Genomic DNA, 22,285 nt, shown 5'->3' with positions numbered 1-22,285 from the left:
TATCCTATACTCTTCTTTTTTTTCTTAACCTGCACCCATTATGAGGAATTGCGGTTTTATCTGCAATTGAAGTCACAGTCAACCCACAGCTCTGAAGTGCTTTAACCGCAGCTTCGGTACCAAAGCCAGGGCCGCGAATTATTACAGAGACAACCTTCATACCAAATCTCTCCATTGCGTTCTTCGCAGCAGACTCCGCAGCCTTACCTGCAGCATAAGGTGTGGATTTTCTCGAACCTGAAAAACCACATGCACCCACAGAAGTTTGACATAGCGTATTACCATGAACATCAGTTACATTTACAAAAGTATTATTAAAAGTTGCACGAATATGGACAACACCAGTAATAAACTCCTTCTTACTCTTACTAACCGTTTTGACTTTTTTCATTAAAACTCACAATAATAATAAATTTTATTTTTTCCCAGCAATAGGCAACCGAGATCTACCTTTACGAGTCTTAGCATTAGTATGAGTCCTTTGCCCTCTCACAGGTAAACCTTTTCTATGTCTCACCCCTCTATAGCATCCCATTTCCACTAAAGATTTTATGTTCATAGCCACTTCTTTTCTGAGCTCACCTTCTATAACATAATTTTGTCTAATGAAACCGCTGATCTTTTCTATATCTTCATCTCGTAATTCTGAAACACGTTTGCGCTTATCAACTTCGCAAGCGTGACAAATTACATTCGCAGTAGCAATACCTATACCATATATATAAGTTAATGCAAAAGGAACACATTTCCTCACTGGAATATTTATGCCTGCAATACGTGCCACTGGTACCTCGATACTTTATTAATAACAACTCTTAATTTATACCATAAAACAACTCAGAGTCAAACCAAATTACAAGAAATTTTACTTTCAATCTCTTGCGTTACCTCATCAACACTCAAATTAGCGTCAATTGTTAATAATTTGCCTTTATAATACTCGCGTAAACCTTTCATTTGAAGGTGATATTCACTTATTCTCTTATTAATTGCAGACATATCAGCATCATCAATTCTTTTCTCTAACCTCGTACTTTTACATTTAGCACAAGTAGTACTCTTAAAAGAAGATACACTATATATGCTTTTACAGTCCAAACACGCGAGACGATTTTTTAACCTATCGATTGCAATATTATCGTCAAGCTGCAGCTCAACTACAATGCCAACATCCCTATTATATTTTTCTTGCAAAACTTGAGTCAAAAAATGAGCCTGGTTTAAATTTCTCGGAAAACCATCTAATAAGCAATTATCATCCACTAATGCAAGCTGGTCACGTAATAATCCACATATAATTTCATCTTGAATTAAATTACCAGATTCCACGGTACCCTTTATTTTTTTACCTAACTCACTACTGCTAGATATAATATTCCTTAATAAATCCCCTACTGAAATTAATTTTAAATTATATTTTGCTATTAACAAGCTTGACTGAGTACCTTTACCAGAACCTGGAGGACCAAAAATCGTAATGATCATCTTACTTTCCTCGTTTTAGACTCATATTTCTTGATCCAGTTGTCGTACCTATTTGAAAAAATATAAGATTGTATTTGCATAATAGTATCAGTAATAACGTTCACTATAATCAGTAAGCTCGTCCCACCAAAAATAAATGGTATATCATAATAATATCTCATAACTTCAGGTACAGTACATATGACTACCAAATACGCAGAGCCAATGAATGTCAACTTAAAAACTATATCTTGAAGGTAATCAGAAGTATGTTTCCCAGGCCTTCTACCAGGTATAAAACCACCATTTTTTTTAAGAAAATCTGCGTTTTCCTCTGGATTAAATATAAAATTGGTATAGAAAAAATTAAAAAATACTATCAGCACCAAATAGGCTACAATATATACTACTTTATTTGCCATAAAGTAATTCAAAATAAAATCAGAAAAAGCGTGCCCCTTATAGAAATTTGCAATTGAAATAGGTGTCAATAAAATTGCATTAGCAAAAATGGTTGGTACTACACCAGATAAATTAATCTTCAATGGAATATAAGTAAAATCGTCATTATGTAATCTTTTAAATTGCTTTTTAGGATGTTGAACAATAACCTTTCTATAAGAAGACTCTACAAAAATGACTAAGAGTAGCAGCAAAAAAAACAATACCAAAACAAAAAGGATAATAAATAACGATACGCTACCGTTTTTATTTAACGTTAACAAAGATGACAAAGCGCTGTGTAACTCTGATATTATACCCGTGAAAATGATTAATGAGATACCATTGCCTATACCGCTAGCGCTGATTCGTTCACCAAGCCATATTAAAAGCATAGTTCCACCTAAAAGGCTGAAAACACCTATTGTACGAAACATAACACCAGGTTCGATTACAACCAATACCCCTTCCCTATTCATCCCTTCCAATCCAACCAAAATTGGAATTGATTGAAATACACAAATTACTATGGTCAGATAGCGTATATAAGAATTCATCTTTCTACGGCCTGACTCTCCATCATTCTTAACTTCCTTCATTCCTTTAATCGCAGAAGAAAGTAACTGAATAATGATAGAAGCCATTATATATGGCATAACGTTCAATGCTAGAATTGTCATTCTAGCCAATGCACCACCAGAAAATAAATTAAATACTCCAAAAACGCCTGAGCCATCTTTGGGAAATATATCATTAATTACATCAAGATTAATTCCAGGAATAGGCACATAAGTACCCAAGCGATAGCAAATTAAAGCTATTAGCGTAAAAAATATACGCTTTAATAAATCGCCTTTATATAACAACGTAGGATCCAAGCTATTAAATGCTGATTTATTGCCCATGACTTACGATAGTATTTCCACACTACCACCAACTGAAGCTACAGATTTTTTTGCAGCTTCTGACGCAAAATCAACATGAAACACAAATTTTTCGCTCAACTTACCTTTATTAAGAAGTTTAATTTTATCCTTAATAGACTTTATAAAACCTAATTTATACAGCCTCTCCTTATCTATAACAGAGTCTTTCACTATTTTTTTAGCTTCCATTAAGCGCTGTATATCGCCAACATTAATTATAGAGTATATGCTCCTACGTATAGGCTTAAAACCTCTTTTAGGCAAACGAGTATATATAGACTGTTGTCCACCCTCAAAACCATTTATAGAAACTCCACTTCTAGCCTTCTGCCCTTTATGCCCTCTACCGGATGTTTTACCTTTACCACAACCGATACCCCTACCCAGCAACTTAGGCTTCTTTTTCTTAGATAATTTAGTAAATATAGAGTTTAATTTTACAGCATTATTCATACTTTACCTGTTTCCAACTATCTCGCTAATCTTTTTGCCTCTTTTGCTTGCTACCTGACGAGGAGATAACATACTATCAAAAGCCTTAAACACCGCACATATAACGTTATGAGGATTATTTGATCTAGTGGATTTAGCTACCACATCCTTTATACCTAACACCTCAAAAACTGATCTAAGCGCTCCACCAGCAATAATACCTGTTCCGGCTCTTGCGGTTCTTAAAACTATCTCACCAGAACAAAATTTAGCTTTAATATCATGATGCAAAGTTCTACCTTCACGCAAGTACACTCTAATCATTGATTTCTTTGCAGCATTTACAGCTTTGACTCTTGCTTCAGCAACTTCTGCGTGCTTACCTATTCCACACCCTACCCTACCCTTCTCATCGCCAACAACAACCAAAATTGAAAATGAAAATCTTCTACCACCTTTGGTAACCGTTGTCACTCTTCGTACCGAAACTAAAAGCTCTGATAAATCATTATTATTTTGTAAATTCTTTATAGCCATATTCAAAACCTTCTAAAATTCAAATCCAGAACTTCTTAAAGCCTCAGCAAATTGAGAAACTAATCCTGTGTATTTATACGCTCCACGATCAAACGTAAGCTGCTGCTCTAATTTCATGCCAGACAGACGCTCAACCATTAAAGAAGAAACCTGTTTTATAGTTTCAGCGTTGACTTTCCCTTTACATACATCCTTAATTTTAGCATCCAAAGTAGAAGCTGAAGTGAGAGTTATTCCTTTTACATCATTAATTAACTGGACATAAAAATGCCTATTAGATTTAAATATGGATATACGTAAACGTTCAGCGCTCTTGTCAAGCTTCGCTCTATTACGTAACTTCCTTTTTTCAGAATTACTTAAAAAATTATACGATCTTTTCATTTTTATTACTTCTTTTTACTTACAACCTTACGCAGCATAAATTTGCCTTTTATTACAACACCCTTACCTTTATAAGGATCATATTTTCTAATTTTGCATATATCAGACGCCACCATATAGACCTTCTGCTTATCCATACCACTAACTACTAAGTGAGTTGGCTTTATGCACTTAATCTCAACATCTTTAGGCACTTTATATTTAACATTATGGCTATAACCAAGATATAAAGTCAAATACTTACCATCACACTCTGCCTTATATCCCACACCGTTAATCTCAAGATTAACAGAAAAACCATCAACCATGCCGTTAATGATATTATTAATATTACTCCTATAAGTGCCCCACATAGGCTTTATTTTATCATAATTATCTTTATCTTGATCAACAGAAAGCAATAGCTGATTATCAATAATCTGACACACAACATCCCTGATCAAGCTAACTTCCTTTTCAGCCTTAGCACTCTTTATTAACATACTACCATTATTATATTCAACTGAAACACCAGCAGGAATATTGATAGGAGCAGCACCTATACGAGACATGAATTTCTCCTATTATTTAAAACACACGACACAAAACTTCTCCACCAACCTTTAATTTATGTGCATTATAATCAGTCATCACTCCTTTGGGTGTCGATATAATAAAAATACCAAGACCATTATATGCTTTAGAAATGTCCTTATACTTAGAATAACGACGACAACCAGGCTTTGACACCCTAACTATGTCACTAATTACAGGTGACTTCTCATAATACTTCAATTTTACAATGAAAGAAGGTAAGTTATCTACAACTTGCTTTTCATAATCAAGGATATACCCTTCCTCTTTTAAAATCTCCAATATAGAAGAATTCATCTTAGAAAATAGTACCCTTGTTGCCCTATGCATTGCCAATTGAGCATTACGTATCCTTGTTAAAAAATCACCAATACTATCAGATAACGCCACAATATACTCCTTATATTATATTTACCAACTAGACTTTGTAACTCCTGGAATTTGCCCAAAAGAACATAAATCACGCAAAACAATTCTACATAAACCAAATTTTCTATATACTCCTCTTGGTCTCCCAGTTAAAGCACACCTATTTCTAATTTTGGTTTTAGAAGAATTTCTAGGCAATTTTTTAATTAATTTATTTTGAGCTGTAAACCTTTCTACAATAGACAAATTCTTATTATTTATTATAGATTTCAATTTTTCTCTTTTTTCTTTATATTGATCGCACAACTTTATTCTGCGAAGATTTCTTTCTATCATAGATTTTTTTGCCATATATTTCTCCTCTCAATTAATCAAAAAAAGGAAATTTAAGAGCCAGTAATAATTCCTTTGCTTCCTTATCACTAACTGCACTTGTTATAATATTAATATCCATACCTCTCATTTTACTTATTTTATCATAGTCTATTTCTAAAAACGAGATATGTTCCTTTATACCAAAGGAAAAATTACCATTACCGTCAAATTGCTTCACACTAAATCCTCTAAAATCTTTTTCCCTTGGCAAAGCAATATATATCAATCTTTCTAAAAACTCATACATTTTATCTCTACGCAAAGTTACTTTGCAACCTACTGTAGCACCTTTTCTGATCTTGAAGCCAGAAATAGATTTTTTTGCAAAAGTTGATAAAGGCTTCTGCCCAGCAATCAAATATAGGCTATCAAGTGGTTCATTTATTGCTTTACTATCTGTAGCAGCATCTCCAACGCCCATATTGATACACACCTTGACAAGTTTAGGCACTTGCATTATATTGCCGTAATTAAACTTATCCTTCAAGGACTTTACTATGCTATCTTTATACAATTCTTTAAACATATCAACCTAATCTATCACTTCTCCAGAAACTTTTGCAAAACGCACTTTTCTACCGTCTATAACCTTAAACCCCACTCTAGTTGGAGTTTTATATTTAGGGTCCAATGTTGCAACGTTGGATATATCAATAGCTAACTCTTTATTTAATATACCACCACTACTACCAGCTTTTGGTTTAGTATGTCTCTTATGCACATTCACTCCAGAAACAATTACTTTCTTTTTAGCATCACGTGCTATAACTTTGATTACCTTACCAATTTTTCCCTTATCTTTACCAGTTAAAACTATAACGTCGTCACCACTTTTTATTTTCGCACTCATTATAAAACCTCAACAGCTAATGACATTATCTTCATAAAAGAACCAGATGATAACTTTTTTACCGGACCAAACACCCGAGTGCCAAGTGGTTCACCTTGATCGTTAATCAAAACTACAGCATTGCTAGCAAAACGAATTACAGAACCATCAGATTTCCTAATAGGGCTTTTCACCCTCACCACAACTGCTCTATATACTTTTCCCTTCTCAACTTTCCCTCTTGGAGTAATAGATTTAGTAGATACAATAACTGTGTCACCTATAGATGCAGACTTTCTACCACCCAATAAACCAATACAAAGCACTGCACGCGCGCCAGAATTATCAGCTACTTCCAACAATGTATTTTTTTGAATCATATAAATATCCTATTCAACGTGAGCTATTAACAATAACCCATTTTTTAGTAGTAGAAATAGGCTTGTGTTCTTGTATTAAAACCTTGTCCCCTTCTTTACAACTATTATTCTCATCATGTGCTGTATACTTCTTGTATTTTTTTATAACCTTTTTATACAGCTCATCCTTATACACTTGTAATACCGAAACCTTTACAGTCTTATCACACTTAGCCTTAGTTACAGTACCACAAAAAACCTTTTTAGGCATTCTTTTCCTCTCTTCTTCTTTTATTTAATGTAGTTAAAATACGAGCTATGCTCTTTCTTATTAAGCTAAAACGCGAAATATTGTTCCACTGGCCCAGCTTCTTTTGAAAAACCAAATTAACAAACTCTTTTCTCAAATTCACAAGAATTTCATGCAATTCTTGCGAGGACCTCGATTCAATGTCAGCTATATCCATTGCAACTCCATTTAATTATGATTAGATACAAATTTACACTTCATAGGAAGCTTAGCAGTTGCCTTTTCAAGCGCCAATCTTGCTAAATGCATGGGAACATCACTGCTAATTTCAAACAACATTCTACCGGGCTTAGCTTTAAATACCCAAAACTCAACACTACCTTTCCCTTTACCCATACGCACATCCGCCGGCTTTTTACTAACAGGGGTATCAGGAAAAATTCTTATCCACACTTTACCAGAGCGTTTTAATGTTCTAGATATTACACGCCTTGCAGTTTCAATATGCTTAGATTGAATCCTACCTGCTTCCATAGCCTTTAGACCATAATCTCCAAAAGATAATGTGCTACCACCTTTCGTGTTACCCTTAATTCGTCCTTTAAATACTTTTTTATATTTACTTTTTTTAGGAATAAACATTTCAATATACCTAATTAGTTACCAATATAAACCCAGACCTTAACTCCTATGATGCCATATATAGTTTTTGCTTCAGCAAAAGCATAATCTATATTAGCACGTAAAGTATGCAAAGGCAAACGGCCTTCTTTATACCACTCAGTACGAGCTATCTCAGCTCCGCCAAGGCGCCCAGAACAACTTACTTTAATACCTCTAGCACCCATCCTCAAACAACTTTGAATAGCTTTTTTCATCGCTCTTCTAAATGAACCCCTTTTTTCTAACTGCTGTGCAATGCTGTTTGATATTAAAACTGCATCTATTTCAGACCTTTTAACCCCTACTACATTCACTTCCACATTATTTTTTACTTTTTCAGCTATCTTTTGCTTTATCTTCTCAATATCCGAGCCTTTCTTACCTATTATCACTCCAGGTCTAGAAGAATGTATTATTACAGATACCAAATCGATCGTACGCTCTATAATTACTTTAGAAACACCAGCATGCTTAAAAGATTCATTTATATAACTGCGAATAGATAAATCTTGATGCAACCCTTGTTTATAACCCTTCTCAGCATACCAAATAGATGACCAAGTATTAATTATTTTTAACCTAAATCCTTTAGGATTAACGTTTCCCATATTTTTGCACTTTCCTTATTAATTTTCTATTTTTATGAATCATATAATTTCCCCCAATTTTACAGTTATATTACTATAACGTTTACTAACTCTATTAGCTCTACCCATAGCTTTTGGACATACCCTACGCAAAGTAAGAGACTTACCTATTAAAATTTCTTTTATATATAAATTATCGATATCCAATCCATAATTTTGAGCATTAGCAATCGCAGAATTTAATACCTTCCTTATAAGACCTGCAGCTTTCTTTTCACAAAATCTTAATTGCACAGTGGCAAAAGAAACTTTTTTATTACGTACTAAACCAGCAACCAAATTCAATTTACGAGGAGTTGATTTTAAAACCCTAGAACCAGCTTTAACTATTACATCTCTGTTTTTCATATCAATTACCTTCTTGTCGCCTTTTTATCACCACTATGCCCAGTAAATTTACGAGTGGGTGAAAACTCACCAAACTTATGACCTATCATATTCTGATCATTAACATTCACAGGAATGTAATCCTTACCATTATAAACAGCAAACTTTAAACCTAAACAATTAGGAAGAATTACAGAAGCCCTGGAATGAACTTTTATAGCCATGTTAACAAACCCCTTGTTTAAAGCATTATTCACCGACTTTAATATAGAAGGATGACAAAAAGGAGGCTTCCATGCAGATCTACTCATAAACTAACCTTTCAATTGTTTTATATACTTATCACTAGATTTATTTCTCCTTCGAGTTTTCTTTCCTTTTGTTGCAACACCCCAAGGAGTAACAGGATGACGACCACCAGAGGTTTTTCCTTCCCCGCCTCCATGAGGATGGTCAACTGGATTCATTGCAACTCCACGTACAGTAGGTCTAATCCCAAGCCACCTACTTCTCCCAGCTTTACCCAACTTTCTATTCTTATGGTCAGGGTTAGATACTACACCAATAGTAGCCTTGCAAGAAGATAAAATCAACCTAATTTGACCAGACCTGAGTCGTAATAAAACATATTGGCCATCACGACCAACGATTTGTGCATAACAACCAGCAGCTCTAGCAATCGCAGCACCATTACCTGGCTTCAGCTCAACATTATGAACGAAAGAACCAACAGGTATATGCTTGAGTAGTAAACAATTCCCTGGCAAAATATCAGCATCATTCCCAGCTGTAACAACATCACCTGGCTTCATACCTTGAGGAGCTAATATATAAGACTTAATATCATCTTCCTTATATGATATTAACGCCAAAAACCCACTTCTATTTGGGTCATACTCTATTTTTTCAACTATACCTTGACCACTTCTATTACGCTTAAAATCTATCACTCTATACTTCTTTTTGTGACCACCACCCCTATGACGAGTTGTAATTCTACCATGATTATTTCTTCCACCACTGGACTTTTTACCGGATGTAAGAGACTTTTCTGGCTCATCTTTTGATAAACCAACTTTACTTACTAACACAGTCCCACGAGAAGACGGAGTAACAGGATTAAAAAATTTCATACCCATACTAAACGCTCATTATATCTAATTTTTGACCATCCATCAAAGAAAAATAAACTTTCTTTTTCTGTTTTTCACAACCAACCACACCCCTAAAACGCCTATATTTAGGCTTAATTCTAACAACATTTATAGAAGAAATTTTAACATCAAATAGAGACTCTATTGCCAACTTTATTTGACGCTTATTTACATTTACAAAAACATACAAAGAATATTTATTAAACTTCTCCCTCAAAAAAGAGGCCTTTTCTGTAATTATAGAAGATTTTATTATATTATTATATTTGATCATAACAATCTACCTTCAAGATGCTTTAAAGTATCCTTTGTCAACATCACGCATTCGTGATTCAATATATCAAAAACATTTAACCCAATAGGTTTGATTAAGTCTACATAGTGCAAGTTTTTAGCCGCACGCAACAAATCATCTCCATAATCACCAACTATCAAAAAGGAAGAAAATTTAAAATTTTTAATACATTTACACATTTCAGACGTTTTCTTCACATCAATATTTAAATTATCCAGAATAATTACTTGATTATTTAAATACTTTAGAGATAAAGCAATTTTTAAACCAAATTTGCGTACCTTCTTATTAAGAGAATAAGTATGACTCCTCACAACAGGGCCGAAAATAATCCCACCACCTCTAAATTGAGGAGATCGCAAGCTCCCTTGTCTTGCCCTACCGGTACGTTTTTGACCATAAGGTTTAGCTGTTGTACCAGAGACATCACTAATACCTTTTGTTTTATGAGTACCAGCTCTTCTCTTCGCTAATTGCCATCTCACTATATCATGCAAAATACTCAATTTTTGCTTAGCAGAAAATATCAAAGGATTGAGCTGAGCAGTACCTACATTATCATTAGATAGATTAACTAAATTACATTCCATAACTAACTTACCAAATTACTAGCATCATCATTTACATCTAACAGTAAACCTACCGGAAAAGGAACATCTTTATGTAAAGATTTTTTAACTGCATCTCTTACAAAAACATAGGAATTTTTAAACCCAGGAACATTATTACCCTTCACAGCAATTATACTATTTTCATGATCAATGGATAATATCTTCATATTTTGTGCAGTTATCCTGCTGTTACCTAAATGACCAGCCATTTTCTTTCCTTTGAATACTCTACCAGGATCCTGACATTGGCCAGTGGAACCTTGTGATCTGTGAGCAATAGAAACACCATGAGATGCCTTAAGCCCACTGAAATTATGCCGCTTCATCACACCAGCAAATCCTTTACCTATAGAATAACCCGTAATATCAAGATATTGACCAACCACAAAATGATTGATTCCCACTTTTTTACCACATTCTATTCCCGACAGGTCATTTAATCTACTTTCGTATAACTTACATTTATTATTTATACCCTTTTTCTTTAAATATTCCAACTGAGGTTTTGCTATATTTTTAAAATCTCCTGTGCCTAAAATGACTGAATTATAGCCACATTTATCTTGTCCTTTTATATCAATAATATGAGTTTCGCTGAGATGCAATAAAGTTACAGCCATGCGACTATTGTCAGAATACATAGCAGTATGACCAATATTCATCATTAGTAAACCAATTCTCCTCAGCGAATTTATTCTCTTCATTTCCTTCTCCTAAACCTTAACTTCCTTGACTTTTAAATCCACTTCTACGCCAGCAGAAAAAGATAAACCTGTAAGCATCTGCATCATAGTAGGAGTAAGATCATGTAAAACAATCAAACGCCTAGAAGTTCTCATTTCAAACTGTTCACGAGATTTTTTATCAACGTGAGGAGATCTATTCACAATAAATTTAGAATCTTTCCTTGGCAACGCAATCGGACCAGATAATTTTGCACTGGACCGCTTTAATTCATCAACAAATTTTCGAACACACTCCTCCAATAAAGAACAATCGAAAGCCTTAATGTTAATATATATATCTTGCTTCATCTTAGTTACTACACTCACTCCAAAATTTCAGAAACAACACCAGAACCAACAGTTCTACCGCCTTCTCTTATCGCAAAACGCAATCCCTTATCCATTGCTATCGGTACTTGCAATTCTACTTCTACACTCACATTATCTCCTGGCATTACCATCTCCTTCCCATCTAGCAATTTTATGCTCCCAGTTACATCCGTTGTCCTTAAATAAAACTGTGGCTGGTAATTCGCAAAAAATGGTGTATGCCTTCCTCCTTCCTCTTTCTTTAATATATAAACCTCCGCCTTAAACTTTCTATGCGGTGTTATCGTCCCCGGTTTCGCTAATACTTGCCCTCTCTCCACTTCTTCTCTTTTTGTTCCTCTTAACAATATTCCTACATTGAGTCCTGCACTTGCCTTATCCAGCAACTTCTTAAACATCTCAACACCTGTGCATATCGTCTTTTGCGTCGCTTTCAGACCTATTATCTCTATCTCTTCTCCCGTCTTTATCTCTCCCTTCTCTATTCTTCCTGTTACCACTGTTCCTCGCCCCGATATCGAAAATACATCTTCGATTGGCAATAAAAATGGTAAATCCACAGGCCTTGGTGGAACCGCTACATATTCATCTAACTTTTCCATCAATTTATCTATTGATTTCTTTCCATATTCGCTGCTGTCATCCTCCAGCGCCTTGAGCGCTGAACCAACCACCACAGGCACTTCATCCCCTGGAAATCCGTATTTACTCAGTAATTCCCTCACTTCCATTTCTACTAAATCTATCATATCAGCATCAGCAACATCAGCTTTATTTATATACACCACGATATATCCAACACCTACCTGCTTCGCCAGCAATATATGCTCTCTCGTTTGTGGCATTGGCCCATCAACCCCCGACACTACCAATATCGCCGCATCCATCTGTGCTGCACCTACTATCATGTTCTTTACATAGTCAGCGTGTCCAGGACAATCAACGTGTGCATAATGCCTTTTCTCTGTCTGATACTCAACATGCGCTGTTGCTATCGTTATCCCCCTCTTCCTTTCTTCTGGCGCTTTGTCTATCTGATCGTACGCTACAAAATTTCCATAATGCTTCGTTATCGCCGCTGTTAACGTCGTCTTCCCATGATCCACATGTCCTATTGTTCCCACATTTACATGCGGCTTTCCAAATGCTTCCACTATTGCTGTCATAATTTAAACTTTTCTACCTAAAATACAAATACATCAATAAATAATATGTTGATTTTATAAAAATACAACAAAAAAAAGAGCGGATAGTGGGAATCGAACCCACGTCACTAGCTTGGAAGGCTAGAGCTCTACCATTGAGCTATACCCGCACAATGGAGGAGGTAGGATTCGAACCTACGTACGCTCACGCGGACAGATTTACAGTCTGTTACCTTTAACCACTCGGTCACTCCTCCGCAAAAATTTGTTAAGAGAATACTATTTTAGCATCTTAACTTAAGCTCTTATTGTATTTAATACTAAACGCCTAAAATTAAAAAATCAAGCAATAAAACCTACCCTGATTAAAATCATGCAGATTTCATTTTATATAACACAATATTGCCAATAAAACGCCTAAACAAATAATGCGAATCATGCGTACCTGGCGCTTCTTCTGGATGATATTGCACAGAAAAGACTAGGTAATCTTTCATCATTATTCCCTCTACACTATTATCAAATAGAGAAATGTGAGTAATTTCAACATTACTTGGAAGAGAAGCTGAATCAACAACAAAACCATGATTTTGGCTAGTGATCTCAACTTTTCCACTAATTACATCATAAACTGGATGGTTACTCCCTCGGTGACCTATATCCATCTTGATGGTCTTTGCCCCCAAAGTAATCGCAAGTAATTGATGGCCCATGCATATGCCAAAAATTGGTATTTTAGATTTTATAATAATGTCTATTTCTGAAACTACACTTTCTCCTATTTCTTGCGGATCACCAGGACCATTTGAAAGCACTATACCATCTGGATTCATACTCAACACTTTTTGAGCAAAACCTGTGCTTGGTCTGATTAATTCAACTGTACAACCAAGTTCTATTAAGCGTGAAACTATACTGATTTTTACGCCAAAATCAACGATTACAATCCTATATTTTGCATTAAGGTCAATAGCTCTATCTGATGTCATTCCAGTGCGTGACACTGGAATCCATATATTTTTTGCTGGATCCGAGTAGTCAGCTACTTGGATGACAAAGTGCTCCGCTAGTCTATTATTTTCAAAACTGTTATTTAAACTAACCTTATTAGTTATTTCTATCCCATTTACAGGTTTGTATTCCTTCAATTTGTCTAATGCATGCGCCTTACTCGATGAGCATATCATTCCATTTTGAGATCCATGTTCTCTCAAATGTCTTGTTAAAGCTCTAGTATCAACTCCTGATATCCCAATCACGTTATTTTTCTCTAACCAATCATTTAAACTGATATATGAAGAAGGGTGGGACATAGAAGAAAGTTCACGCATAACCACACCACTTGCAAAAATTTTCTTTCCTTCATTATCTTTATGATTTATTCCAATGTTACCAATATGAGGAAAAGTGAACGTTATAATTTGATCGGCAAAAGAAGGATCAGTTATAGTATGCTGATAACCGGTCATACCAGTGGTAAAACAAACCTCGCCTATGCACTTGCCTTTTTTACCTACTGATTTTCCCCAAAAGCACTTGCCATCTTGTAAAATTAAAACTGCGTCCTGCACTTCATTATCTATTTAACTGATTCAAAACAGTATACAAGAATTTCAAATAATACGTAACTCTTTCTAAAATTCCAAATTTAACCACGAAGCAGCAAAAAATAACATGAAAAACTTTTAATACAATCTTTCATATAAAATATATAGTTGACTACCTTCATATTTCGTATTAGATATAGGTAAATCATAAGTAAAGTGGAGGGTAATAATGAACACTGGTACAAATCAATCAAAAAAAATAAATGAGAAGTGGTTAGCTGGAGGAATTGGCGCGCTATTATTTGTAATGATGCTACCGTCGATTCTTCTTTTAGCAAAAATAGCTATAGGGCTAATTATGGTTTCAGTTGCAGCAATAGCGATAAAAGTTGCCTTAAAAACAATATCGAATGCTTTAGAGGATAAACAGGCAGATCAAAGCCAAGCGACGCAACAAACAACACAAAGTAAAATTATAAACCTGGCTATTGGATTAACATCTATATTCGTAGGAGGATTATCACTATTCATTATAGCACAAACTGGCTTAATTGCAGCATGTGCAGCTATAACTGCTTTAGCTCTACACGAATATGTTAAAAATCAAGAAATAGGAAAAGAGATAAATGATAAATTCGATAAGGTAGCTGACGATACAATCAATTTTATTGTTAGCAGTGTTGAAAAACTTATTCCAACAAAGCCGCCAGGCATAACAGCCTAAACTGTCTCCGTTCAGGGCATAAGTGTTACAAGTAGCATTATATAAAGCGATTAATGGCATCCTCCTGATAATAGAATAATTGTATCTGTTCAGGGGCATCGCAAATATTGAAGCAAAAGTGGTCAGTGCTTACTATACGAATATTGTGATTTGAATCCACTAGGGAGGATGTCATCCCAGTGCCCAGACACTGGGATCCAGGAATTTTGATTAGAGATTAAATTGGTGAGTATAAAAGTAGCTAATCCTACGTTAAAATACAACGTTTTTAATGGGACTGCGTAAAAGGGCTGGATTCCAGTGTCAAGCACTGGAATGACACCTTTGTGTTTGAGGCAAAACCTGCTATAACATTTCTTCGCAAACAAACGTTCGTACAGTTATGTATCAGCTACTTTCATGGCACCATTTGTTGTAAACTCACATTTCTCTATGATTATCTTTATTTGCCGCTTTCCCGAACGGATGCTCTACAGTTATTTCCTCATTAATAGAGCGAGGTGCACCGGAACCAGGTACAACGATATTCTCGTGCGATTGCATATCCTTCTTTTCCTCACATGGTGTTTGCTTAATGAAATGTGCTGCTAAAACTTCATGTAAAGCTTTACCTTTTATAAGCACAGCCTCGTTTTGCTTAGCTAACTCTAAAATTTTCTTTGGTTCAACATCTTTACCGTCAATAGTTGATTTTTTAATACTAACTTGACCTAAATTTATATTTAGAACAACAGTACAGTTAAGGTCTTTTCCAGATTCATCTTTTGCATCCCAACTAATTTCGATGTCACATATTGCAAATTTTGTAAAGGAGTAGTTCCTCTGTTATTTCTCATTCTTCTCAATTGTTACTATTCTTTTATCATTACTGTATATTTTTACTCTTTGTACCTCATTTTTAATTGTTTCCATCCTTTTAATCTTTTCGCTAAAAAGACGACTAGTTTCTAAACTCTGTCCAGGTTTAGTAATGTTGATACTAAGATTATCATAATGATTAACAAGATGTCCTGCCTTTTTGTCTGGCCAATAACATCCATCAAAGAAACCAATTAGATCATCTTTGTTTAGAAATTCTTTTGCATCATTCATTCCTTCGTCAATTCGAAGAAGATATCTACCCAACCTCTTTTTAAAATTTTCTTTTAACTCCTCCTGATCTTTAGAAGTAAGCTTCTTATCCAATATATCCATTATTTCTCTTTGCTTACTGAATACCACATAGTTAAAAAGGAAAATGCTCTCCTTCTCCCGTCGATAATAGTTTGCTATTTTGTCAAATGGATCCGCTGGCCGGCCGTTATTATAATTTACAGAATCAGAAGAATCTTGACATTTATTATCCTTAAAATTGAAATTCAATTTTTCAAAATCTGATAACACTTCTTCTGCCCTATCTTTAAAAGACTGAAGTCTATCTTGAAGTTCTTTTCCATAACTCATTCCTTTGTCAATTTGAAAAACATATTGACTATATTTCTTTCTAAACTCCTCCTGTTCTTCGAGAAGAGGAAGATTCCTATCTAATATATCGATTATTTCTTTCCGCTTATTCAATATCACGTAATTAAAGAGGGAACTCTTCCCCTTCTTTTCATAACCGTCTGCTATTTTGTCAAAACACTTATTATCCTTAAACTCCAATTTCTCAAAATCTGAGAGCACACTTTGTACCTGAGTCTCATCGAATTGAAGATTTGCTTAAGGAGATAGAAGAGTCAACTTTTCTTCACTTTCCTTGGTACTCGAATTTTTGTAAAAACCATTCAATAGATTTACAATACTAGAAAACATTTCACACCTCTATTGTTATAAGTAAACTTGATTATATCTTAATGCTAAATGTTGTAAAGCTAAAATTAGAAACTAAAAAAGCTAACATAAGTTCTGCATTGTTTGCAGCTTTATCAGCTTATTAGGTAGAATTATTAAAGAACTAGTTGAACATATGTTATCAACTCCATCCACAAGTTCTCCGCTTGTTACTCCAGTTGCAATAAACACTGATTCACCTCTTGCCATATCTTTTACGGTGTAGATTTTTTCTGGGTCATGGATATTTAAATTTTTTGCTCTTTCTTTTAATTGATCCGTGTCAAATATTAATCTTCCCTCCATCTGCCCACCGATTGAACTCAGCGCTGCAGCCGCAAGCACCCCTTCTGGTGCCCCTCCTATTCCGATATACATATCATGATTGCCATTTACTAGTGAAATTACGGCTGCAACATCGCTATCATCTATTAGTTTAATTTTTGCTCCTAATTTCCTGATTTTCTCTATTAATTCATTGTGCCTTTCACGTTTAAGTACAGTTACCACGAGATCATTCACTTTGCATTTTTTTGCCTTGGCTAAATTGTCTAGATTCTTTTCAATGCTACTTTTTAGTGAGACTACACCCTCTGGAAGATTTTTTCCTACTGCTATCTTTTCCATATAAACATCAGGTGCATGTAAAAAATTACCTTTTTTCGTTGCAGCAAGAACGGACATTGCCCCTGATTTGTAATGAGCACAAATCGTAGTGCCTTCAAGTGGGTCAACGGCAATGTCGATTTCAGGACCATTTCCAGTGCCAACCTTCTCGCCAATATATAGCATCGGCGCTTCATCTCTCTCACCTTCACCAATTACGATAGTACCATTTATTTCCATTGAATTTAATACTGTACGCATTGCATCAACTGCAACCTGATCAGCCTTTTTTTCATCGCCGAAGCCTGCTAGTTTATATGCAGCAAGTGCTGCAGCTTCGGTCACTTTAACTAATTTATAAGCTAAATCTTCCATCATTTGCTCGAGAGTCATAAATAAAGAATCCAATATATATCATGCAACTTTAGACTGCAATATGTCTTGACTGGTTGTGGGAAAGTTGCTGTAATAAACTAACATATAGTAGTAGGTTTAGTTATGGTATATAGTAATGATGATATTAGAGAGTTGTATCGAAAGATAGCTACAATTGTAAAATATGATGATAAGGGAATTGCTAGTCTTAAAGATTTGCAAAAGGAACCAAAGTGGAAAGAAGTTAATTTCCAAGATAAATGTGAAGGAGACAATTCATTAGAAGACTTACTTCTAAAACATGCAACCGAAAATAACAACACACGCGTTAAGGATTTTCTCCTCCAAAATGGGTGTAAACCCCTTCAACAAGAGCAAATAACCGCAGCGATAAACAAGGAAGAAGAGGCACCTAATGTGGAAGAGAATAGAGCAGACAGTAATGAAGTAGATTCTAGTAACTCCATAAACCCTGGTATGACTGCTGAAGTACTTTACGGGCAACTAATACAAGGAAAAAAACAAATTCGGCAATTTTTGACTCGTTTGCAAATGCTGTAAGAGAGTCCAATATTACCGGCGATCGTAGCGTATTTCTAGATGTTGTAAAATTGTTTACAGATTTAGATGCTGTAATCCATCTTACAGATACTGCTTCCAGGACTATATTGGATATAGCTGCAATAACAAAACAAGCTGACGTTGTTAAGGTACTTTTGGATAGTGGCAAATTTAATGAAGAAGAAAAATTGCATGCCTTGAATTCTGCTATTGTTCAAGGTAATGTCCAAGAAGTTGAGCTAATTTTAGGTTACGTGAGTCCTGCAAACAGGGAAGAGGCTTTAGAAGTGGCCATACAGGTAGGTAAAACTGAAATTGTTAATGCGTTCTTGAATAGTGGTAAGCTTAATGAAGAAAACAGAGCAAAACCTTGCAGCAGTAATGGGAACATTGGTAGTAGACCTATAGCAACAGTTCCTCTCACCAGTACCAATGGTGATAATCATAATAACAAAAACAAAACGCCTGTAATACCAGAGGAAACAAATACTAAGCAAACTGCCACACCAAATAATGATAATAAAGCTAACGGCTTCGTAGATGCTCAATTTTCTATGCCAAATGAACAAGAAACTAAATATAAAGAGAGCAAAAAGGATTTTTACACCTCATTGACAAAAGATGTTGTTGGAGTTGTTATTACAGGATTATTCATTACTGCTGCTGTAATGGTTCCATTTGTAGCTGGTGCAGTAGTTTGCAGTGTCATAGCTGCTTTGGTTGCAATATACACCGGGTTGCATGTAAAAAATTCTACATTACCAAGTTATAGGGAGATGAGAGAGAATGAAGTTGAACGTGTAACAGGATGTCATCCCAGTGCCCAGACACTGGGATCCAGAAAGCCATAATAAAAACTAGATCCAGCGTCACGCGCTGGAATGACACCCTCTGGTGGGCTCAAACCATATGAGTAGCCAACACTGCCACTATACTTACCTAGCAAATTTAGATCTAACACTAAACTGTGCTGCCACTAACTTTGCAATCGGTACTCTATAGGGTGAGCATGAAACATAATCCACCCCTGATTCGATGAGAAACTCTATAGATTTTGGATCTGCTCCATGCTCTCCACATATACCCAGTTTTATTTCTTTTCGGGTTTTTTTGCCTCTTTCAATGGCCATCTTGATTAACTCCCCTACCCCTTCGATGTCCAGCACTTCAAATGGGTCGTTTTCGAATATGTTGCTTTCCTTATAAGAATCGAGGAAATTAACTGAATCATCTCTTGAAAGTCCCATGGTTGTTTGCGTTAAATCATTAGTGCCAAAACTAAAGAACTCTGCATGTTTTGCTAACTTATCAGCAATCAGTGCTGCTCTTGGTAGTTCTATCATCGTTCCAATTGAATAAGCCTTGTCTGATGTCATTCCAGCGCGTGAAGCTGGAATCTGCGTCTGGATCCCAGCTGAGATAACAGAGGATTCTTTCTTTGCTAGCTCGCATATCAGAATAAATTCTTTCTCGCTCATGATAAAAGGAATCATGATTTCAGGCTCCACTTCTATCTTCTTTTCTTTCTTTAATTCACTTGCAGCACTAAGTATTGCCCTAATCTGCATGCTATATATTTCAGGATGAGAAATAGCAAGTCTACAACCTCGATGGCCAAGCATTGGGTTCTTTTCTGATAACTGTGCTATTTTATTTTTTACTGACTCAACTGACTTACTAAGTGATTTGGCAATTTTTTCTATAGTAGACTGATCATTGGGTAAAAATTCATGCAAAGGTGGATCAAGCAACCGTATAGTGACTTCCCTGCCCTCCATAATAGAAAATATTTCTTTGAAATCAGACTTTTGCATTTCTTCTAGTTTAATGAGCGCATTTGCCCTTTCATTTTCATCGTCAGCTATTATCAACTTTTGAATGAATTCGATTCTATCACTAGCGAAAAACATATGTTCTGTGCGACATAAGCCTATACCTTCTGCACCGAATTCTTTTGCAATTTTTGCGTCTTTTGGAGTATCAGCGTTCGCTCTCACTTTGACCGTTTTGATTTCATCTATCCAGTTGATTACCGTTTTGAATTCTTGCGATAATTCAGGTGAAATTGTAGGGAGAATGCCAAGCATAACCTCCCCTGTTCCTCCGTTGATGGTAATTGGTTCACCTTTATTTACTTTTGTATCCCCTACAGAAAAGAAAGTTCCATCTTTATCGATATAAAGTCCACTCACACTGCAAATGCATGGCTTACCCATTCCACGGGTTACAACAGCAGCATGCGAGGTCATCCCTCCCCGTGCTGTTACTATGCCACTTGCAGCATTCATTCCATTAATATCTTCAGGACTCGTTTCTGACCTTACTAAAATCACTTTTTTGCCCTGCTCTGCAGCTTTTTCAGCATCACTTGCACTAAACACTACATATCCAGAAGCAACCCCTGGAGAAGCCGGCAGCCCCTTCCCTATTACTTTTTGGTCACTCTTAACGTCAAGAACTGGATGCAATAAACTGTCAAAGGTTTTTGGATCAATTCTCAATATTCCTTCTTTTTTTGTAATCGTTCCTTCGTTTACCATATCAACTATTATGCGAATAGCAGCTTCAGCCGTGCGCTTGCCAGACCTAGTCTGCAAAATCCATAACTTACCGTCCTGCACAGTAAATTCGATATCCTGCATGTCTTTATAATGCCTTTCAAGTTTTTCACATACCACGCATAATTCTCGGTAGACACTTGGCAGCAACTTCTCCATGGTGTTTTTTTGCTCTCCGTCAATTGGCATAGGAGTATAAACACCAGAAACCACATCCTCACCCTGAGCATTAATCAGAAATTCACCAAAGTATTTTTTTTCTCCAGTTGAAGGATTTCGTGTAAATATCACACCAGTTGCAGAATTATCATTTAAATTACCAAAAACCATTGCTTGCACGTTGACCGCTGTTCCAAGGTTTTCAGGAATATTATGTATTTTTCTATAGGAAACAGCCCTATCATTTTTCCAAGAAGCAAATACTGCATTCACTGAGCTGAGCAATTGCTCTTCAACGTTCTGCGGAAAATGTTTTCCTGTTTTTTCATGTACTATCCTTTTGAAATTGTTAACAATTTCTTTTAAAACATCAACATCAAGATCAGCTAAGCTTTTTGCTCCACTCTTTTGCTGCTTATTATCAACAACATCTTGAAATAGGTGATGATCAAGCTGTAGTACAACATTGGAGTACATCATGATGAAACGGCAGTAGCTATCGTAAGCAAAACGTTCGCCACTTTTTTTTGCAAGCCCAACAACGGTTTCATCATTTAGACCAACATTTAAAATAGTATCAAGCATGCCCGGCATTGAACTAACACTACCAGAGCGTATGGAAACTAATAAGGGATTATTTAAATCCCCAAATTTACAACCGATGTCATTTTCGAGCATCGCCATGTAGTTTTTGATTCCACTACATATGTCATTCCAGTGCGTGACCACATTTTTTTCTGGATCCGAGTAGTCAGCTACTTGGATAACAGAAGATCTATTGTCTTGATAATAGACTTTGCAAGCAGAGGTGGAAATTGTGAAACCAGGTGGAACAGGAATGCCAACATTGCACATTTCTGCTAAATTTGCCCCCTTTCCTCCCAGCAGATTTTTCATTTCTGCATTGCCTTCGCATTTACCCTGGCTAAAGTAATGTATTAACTTTTCCCCCATCATTTTCTCCGGATTTTCACTGATAAACACATTGTACATATAGCTCCAATAAACCTGTGAGAACTTGAAACCTTAGGATAATAAATTTTACAAAATTTTGCAACAACGTTCCTTACAACAACATCAGTAAAGTTAACAAAAAAGACGACAAAT

34 protein-coding genes and 2 tRNA genes are annotated in these 22,285 nt (G+C 35.6%); 3 read left to right on the top strand and 33 right to left on the bottom strand.

From position 1 onward, the window contains the following. Positions 1–4: 4 nt before the first annotated feature. The 28 genes from rpsK to carA all read right to left on the bottom strand — a co-directional run bounded on the left by rpsK (position 5) and on the right by carA (position 14,407). Positions 5–391, bottom strand: coding sequence for a 30S ribosomal protein S11 (gene rpsK, locus R0F62_RS05090; RefSeq protein ID WP_015589137.1), 387 nt, complete (start codon positions 389–391; stop codon positions 5–7). A 24-nt stretch (positions 392–415) separates the two neighbouring features. Further along, positions 416–784: a 30S ribosomal protein S13 gene (rpsM, locus tag R0F62_RS05085; RefSeq protein ID WP_010962745.1), complete on the bottom strand. Its 369-nt coding sequence runs from the start codon at positions 782–784 to the stop codon at positions 416–418. A gap of 59 nt (positions 785–843) precedes the next feature. Beyond that, positions 844–1,485 carry an adenylate kinase family protein gene (locus tag R0F62_RS05080; protein WP_274978939.1) on the bottom strand — a complete coding sequence of 214 codons (642 nt, stop codon included), beginning with the start codon at positions 1,483–1,485 and terminating at the stop codon, positions 844–846. Next, positions 1,482–2,810 (bottom strand): preprotein translocase subunit SecY, encoded by a 1,329-nt coding sequence (gene secY, locus R0F62_RS05075; RefSeq protein ID WP_010962747.1) that lies wholly within the window; start codon positions 2,808–2,810, stop codon positions 1,482–1,484. The genes R0F62_RS05080 and secY overlap by 4 nt, the downstream gene beginning before the upstream one ends. Before the next feature lie 3 nt (positions 2,811–2,813). Then, entirely contained in the window at positions 2,814–3,284 is a 471-nt protein-coding gene (gene rplO, locus R0F62_RS05070; RefSeq protein WP_006279863.1) for a 50S ribosomal protein L15, read from the bottom strand. Between the two features lie 3 nt (positions 3,285–3,287). After that, positions 3,288–3,800, bottom strand: a complete 513-nt coding sequence (gene rpsE, locus R0F62_RS05065) for a 30S ribosomal protein S5 (protein WP_274978940.1) — start codon at positions 3,798–3,800, stop codon at positions 3,288–3,290. A gap of 12 nt (positions 3,801–3,812) precedes the next feature. After that, positions 3,813–4,184, bottom strand: a complete 372-nt coding sequence (gene rplR / locus R0F62_RS05060) for a 50S ribosomal protein L18 (protein ID WP_006279867.1) — start codon at positions 4,182–4,184, stop codon at positions 3,813–3,815. A 5-nt stretch (positions 4,185–4,189) separates the two neighbouring features. Continuing rightward, the gene (rplF, locus tag R0F62_RS05055; RefSeq protein WP_007551152.1) at positions 4,190–4,735 is read right to left on the bottom strand and encodes a 50S ribosomal protein L6; all 546 of its coding nucleotides are present in this window, start codon (positions 4,733–4,735) and stop codon (positions 4,190–4,192) included. A gap of 16 nt (positions 4,736–4,751) precedes the next feature. Continuing rightward, positions 4,752–5,147: a 30S ribosomal protein S8 gene (rpsH, locus tag R0F62_RS05050; RefSeq protein WP_007551150.1), complete on the bottom strand. Its 396-nt coding sequence runs from the start codon at positions 5,145–5,147 to the stop codon at positions 4,752–4,754. A 21-nt stretch (positions 5,148–5,168) separates the two neighbouring features. Continuing rightward, entirely contained in the window at positions 5,169–5,477 is a 309-nt protein-coding gene (gene rpsN / locus R0F62_RS05045; RefSeq protein ID WP_006279345.1) for a 30S ribosomal protein S14, read from the bottom strand. Between the two features lie 16 nt (positions 5,478–5,493). Then, complete coding sequence (gene rplE / locus R0F62_RS05040) at positions 5,494–6,027, bottom strand: 50S ribosomal protein L5 (RefSeq protein WP_274978941.1); 534 nt, start codon at positions 6,025–6,027, stop codon at positions 5,494–5,496. Positions 6,028–6,033: 6 nt separating this feature from the next. Beyond that, on the bottom strand, positions 6,034–6,351 hold the full coding sequence (gene rplX, locus R0F62_RS05035; RefSeq protein ID WP_006279347.1) for a 50S ribosomal protein L24: 318 nt from the start codon (positions 6,349–6,351) through the stop codon (positions 6,034–6,036). Further along, on the bottom strand, positions 6,351–6,710 hold the full coding sequence (rplN, locus tag R0F62_RS05030; protein ID WP_274978942.1) for a 50S ribosomal protein L14: 360 nt from the start codon (positions 6,708–6,710) through the stop codon (positions 6,351–6,353). Before rplN ends, rplX begins: the two co-directional genes overlap by 1 nt. A gap of 13 nt (positions 6,711–6,723) precedes the next feature. Next, positions 6,724–6,960, bottom strand: coding sequence for a 30S ribosomal protein S17 (rpsQ, locus tag R0F62_RS05025; protein WP_274978943.1), 237 nt, complete (start codon positions 6,958–6,960; stop codon positions 6,724–6,726). Further along, positions 6,953–7,156, bottom strand: a complete 204-nt coding sequence (gene rpmC, locus R0F62_RS05020; protein ID WP_274978944.1) for a 50S ribosomal protein L29 — start codon at positions 7,154–7,156, stop codon at positions 6,953–6,955. The genes rpsQ and rpmC overlap by 8 nt, the downstream gene beginning before the upstream one ends. A gap of 11 nt (positions 7,157–7,167) precedes the next feature. Further along, entirely contained in the window at positions 7,168–7,581 is a 414-nt protein-coding gene (rplP, locus tag R0F62_RS05015; RefSeq protein ID WP_010962752.1) for a 50S ribosomal protein L16, read from the bottom strand. Positions 7,582–7,595: 14 nt separating this feature from the next. Further along, entirely contained in the window at positions 7,596–8,210 is a 615-nt protein-coding gene (gene rpsC / locus R0F62_RS05010; RefSeq protein WP_264329534.1) for a 30S ribosomal protein S3, read from the bottom strand. Between the two features lie 39 nt (positions 8,211–8,249). After that, complete coding sequence (gene rplV, locus R0F62_RS05005) at positions 8,250–8,597, bottom strand: 50S ribosomal protein L22 (RefSeq protein ID WP_007549821.1); 348 nt, start codon at positions 8,595–8,597, stop codon at positions 8,250–8,252. A gap of 5 nt (positions 8,598–8,602) precedes the next feature. Continuing rightward, positions 8,603–8,887: a 30S ribosomal protein S19 gene (rpsS, locus tag R0F62_RS05000; protein WP_006279181.1), complete on the bottom strand. Its 285-nt coding sequence runs from the start codon at positions 8,885–8,887 to the stop codon at positions 8,603–8,605. 3 nt (positions 8,888–8,890) lie between these two features. Further along, complete coding sequence (rplB, locus tag R0F62_RS04995) at positions 8,891–9,715, bottom strand: 50S ribosomal protein L2 (RefSeq protein WP_015589143.1); 825 nt, start codon at positions 9,713–9,715, stop codon at positions 8,891–8,893. Between the two features lies 1 nt (position 9,716). Further along, positions 9,717–10,004 carry a 50S ribosomal protein L23 gene (locus R0F62_RS04990; RefSeq protein WP_010962755.1) on the bottom strand — a complete coding sequence of 96 codons (288 nt, stop codon included), beginning with the start codon at positions 10,002–10,004 and terminating at the stop codon, positions 9,717–9,719. Continuing rightward, on the bottom strand, positions 10,001–10,615 hold the full coding sequence (rplD, locus tag R0F62_RS04985) for a 50S ribosomal protein L4 (protein ID WP_012673183.1): 615 nt from the start codon (positions 10,613–10,615) through the stop codon (positions 10,001–10,003). The genes R0F62_RS04990 and rplD overlap by 4 nt, the downstream gene beginning before the upstream one ends. Positions 10,616–10,617: 2 nt before the next feature. After that, a complete protein-coding gene (rplC, locus tag R0F62_RS04980; protein WP_274978945.1) occupies positions 10,618–11,340 on the bottom strand; it encodes a 50S ribosomal protein L3 in 723 nt (240 codons plus the stop codon). A 9-nt stretch (positions 11,341–11,349) separates the two neighbouring features. Beyond that, positions 11,350–11,670, bottom strand: a complete 321-nt coding sequence (gene rpsJ, locus R0F62_RS04975) for a 30S ribosomal protein S10 (protein WP_012673184.1) — start codon at positions 11,668–11,670, stop codon at positions 11,350–11,352. A gap of 14 nt (positions 11,671–11,684) precedes the next feature. After that, positions 11,685–12,857, bottom strand: coding sequence for an elongation factor Tu (gene tuf / locus R0F62_RS04970; RefSeq protein ID WP_317051348.1), 1,173 nt, complete (start codon positions 12,855–12,857; stop codon positions 11,685–11,687). 78 nt (positions 12,858–12,935) lie between these two features. Continuing rightward, positions 12,936–13,006: transfer RNA gene (locus R0F62_RS04965), tRNA-Gly, on the bottom strand. Positions 13,007–13,010: 4 nt separating this feature from the next. Then, a tRNA-Tyr gene (locus tag R0F62_RS04960) sits at positions 13,011–13,093 on the bottom strand. A gap of 114 nt (positions 13,094–13,207) precedes the next feature. Further along, positions 13,208–14,407 carry a glutamine-hydrolyzing carbamoyl-phosphate synthase small subunit gene (gene carA, locus R0F62_RS04955; protein WP_010962760.1) on the bottom strand — a complete coding sequence of 400 codons (1,200 nt, stop codon included), beginning with the start codon at positions 14,405–14,407 and terminating at the stop codon, positions 13,208–13,210. Between the two features lie 205 nt (positions 14,408–14,612). Between carA and R0F62_RS04950 the strand changes: the two genes are divergently transcribed. Beyond that, positions 14,613–15,107 carry a hypothetical protein gene (locus R0F62_RS04950; RefSeq protein ID WP_010962761.1) on the top strand — a complete coding sequence of 165 codons (495 nt, stop codon included), beginning with the start codon at positions 14,613–14,615 and terminating at the stop codon, positions 15,105–15,107. A 122-nt stretch (positions 15,108–15,229) separates the two neighbouring features. On the opposite strand, the gene R0F62_RS04945 is transcribed toward R0F62_RS04950, so the two are convergent. The 4 genes from R0F62_RS04945 to glpX form a co-directional block, all read right to left on the bottom strand. Beyond that, positions 15,230–15,475, bottom strand: coding sequence for a hypothetical protein (locus R0F62_RS04945; RefSeq protein ID WP_317050322.1), 246 nt, complete (start codon positions 15,473–15,475; stop codon positions 15,230–15,232). 52 nt (positions 15,476–15,527) lie between these two features. Further along, entirely contained in the window at positions 15,528–15,731 is a 204-nt protein-coding gene (locus R0F62_RS04940) for a hypothetical protein (RefSeq protein ID WP_223823107.1), read from the bottom strand. 201 nt (positions 15,732–15,932) lie between these two features. Continuing rightward, on the bottom strand, positions 15,933–16,772 hold the full coding sequence (locus R0F62_RS04935; RefSeq protein ID WP_274979075.1) for a hypothetical protein: 840 nt from the start codon (positions 16,770–16,772) through the stop codon (positions 15,933–15,935). A gap of 210 nt (positions 16,773–16,982) precedes the next feature. After that, entirely contained in the window at positions 16,983–17,900 is a 918-nt protein-coding gene (gene glpX / locus R0F62_RS04930; protein WP_274979077.1) for a class II fructose-bisphosphatase, read from the bottom strand. Positions 17,901–18,023: 123 nt separating this feature from the next. Between glpX and R0F62_RS04925 the strand changes: the two genes are divergently transcribed. Together R0F62_RS04925 and R0F62_RS04920 are read left to right on the top strand one after the other, a co-directional pair. Then, positions 18,024–18,461: a hypothetical protein gene (locus R0F62_RS04925; RefSeq protein ID WP_245683340.1), complete on the top strand. Its 438-nt coding sequence runs from the start codon at positions 18,024–18,026 to the stop codon at positions 18,459–18,461. Positions 18,462–18,511: 50 nt separating this feature from the next. Continuing rightward, on the top strand, positions 18,512–19,312 hold the full coding sequence (locus R0F62_RS04920) for an ankyrin repeat domain-containing protein (RefSeq protein WP_274979076.1): 801 nt from the start codon (positions 18,512–18,514) through the stop codon (positions 19,310–19,312). Positions 19,313–19,396: 84 nt separating this feature from the next. Here the strand turns inward: R0F62_RS04920 and ppdK are convergent, their stop codons facing one another. Continuing rightward, positions 19,397–22,132 carry a pyruvate, phosphate dikinase gene (ppdK, locus tag R0F62_RS04915; RefSeq protein ID WP_274979078.1) on the bottom strand — a complete coding sequence of 912 codons (2,736 nt, stop codon included), beginning with the start codon at positions 22,130–22,132 and terminating at the stop codon, positions 19,397–19,399. Positions 22,133–22,285 lie beyond the last annotated feature (153 nt).

Source organism: Wolbachia endosymbiont of Drosophila aff. chauvacae BK-2020, assembly GCF_032848195.1.
Taxonomy (GTDB): Bacteria; Pseudomonadota; Alphaproteobacteria; order Rickettsiales; family Anaplasmataceae; genus Wolbachia; species Wolbachia pipientis.
The sequence above is the reverse complement of the archived record's forward strand: the minus strand, read 5'-3'. Positions and strand labels throughout refer to the sequence as shown.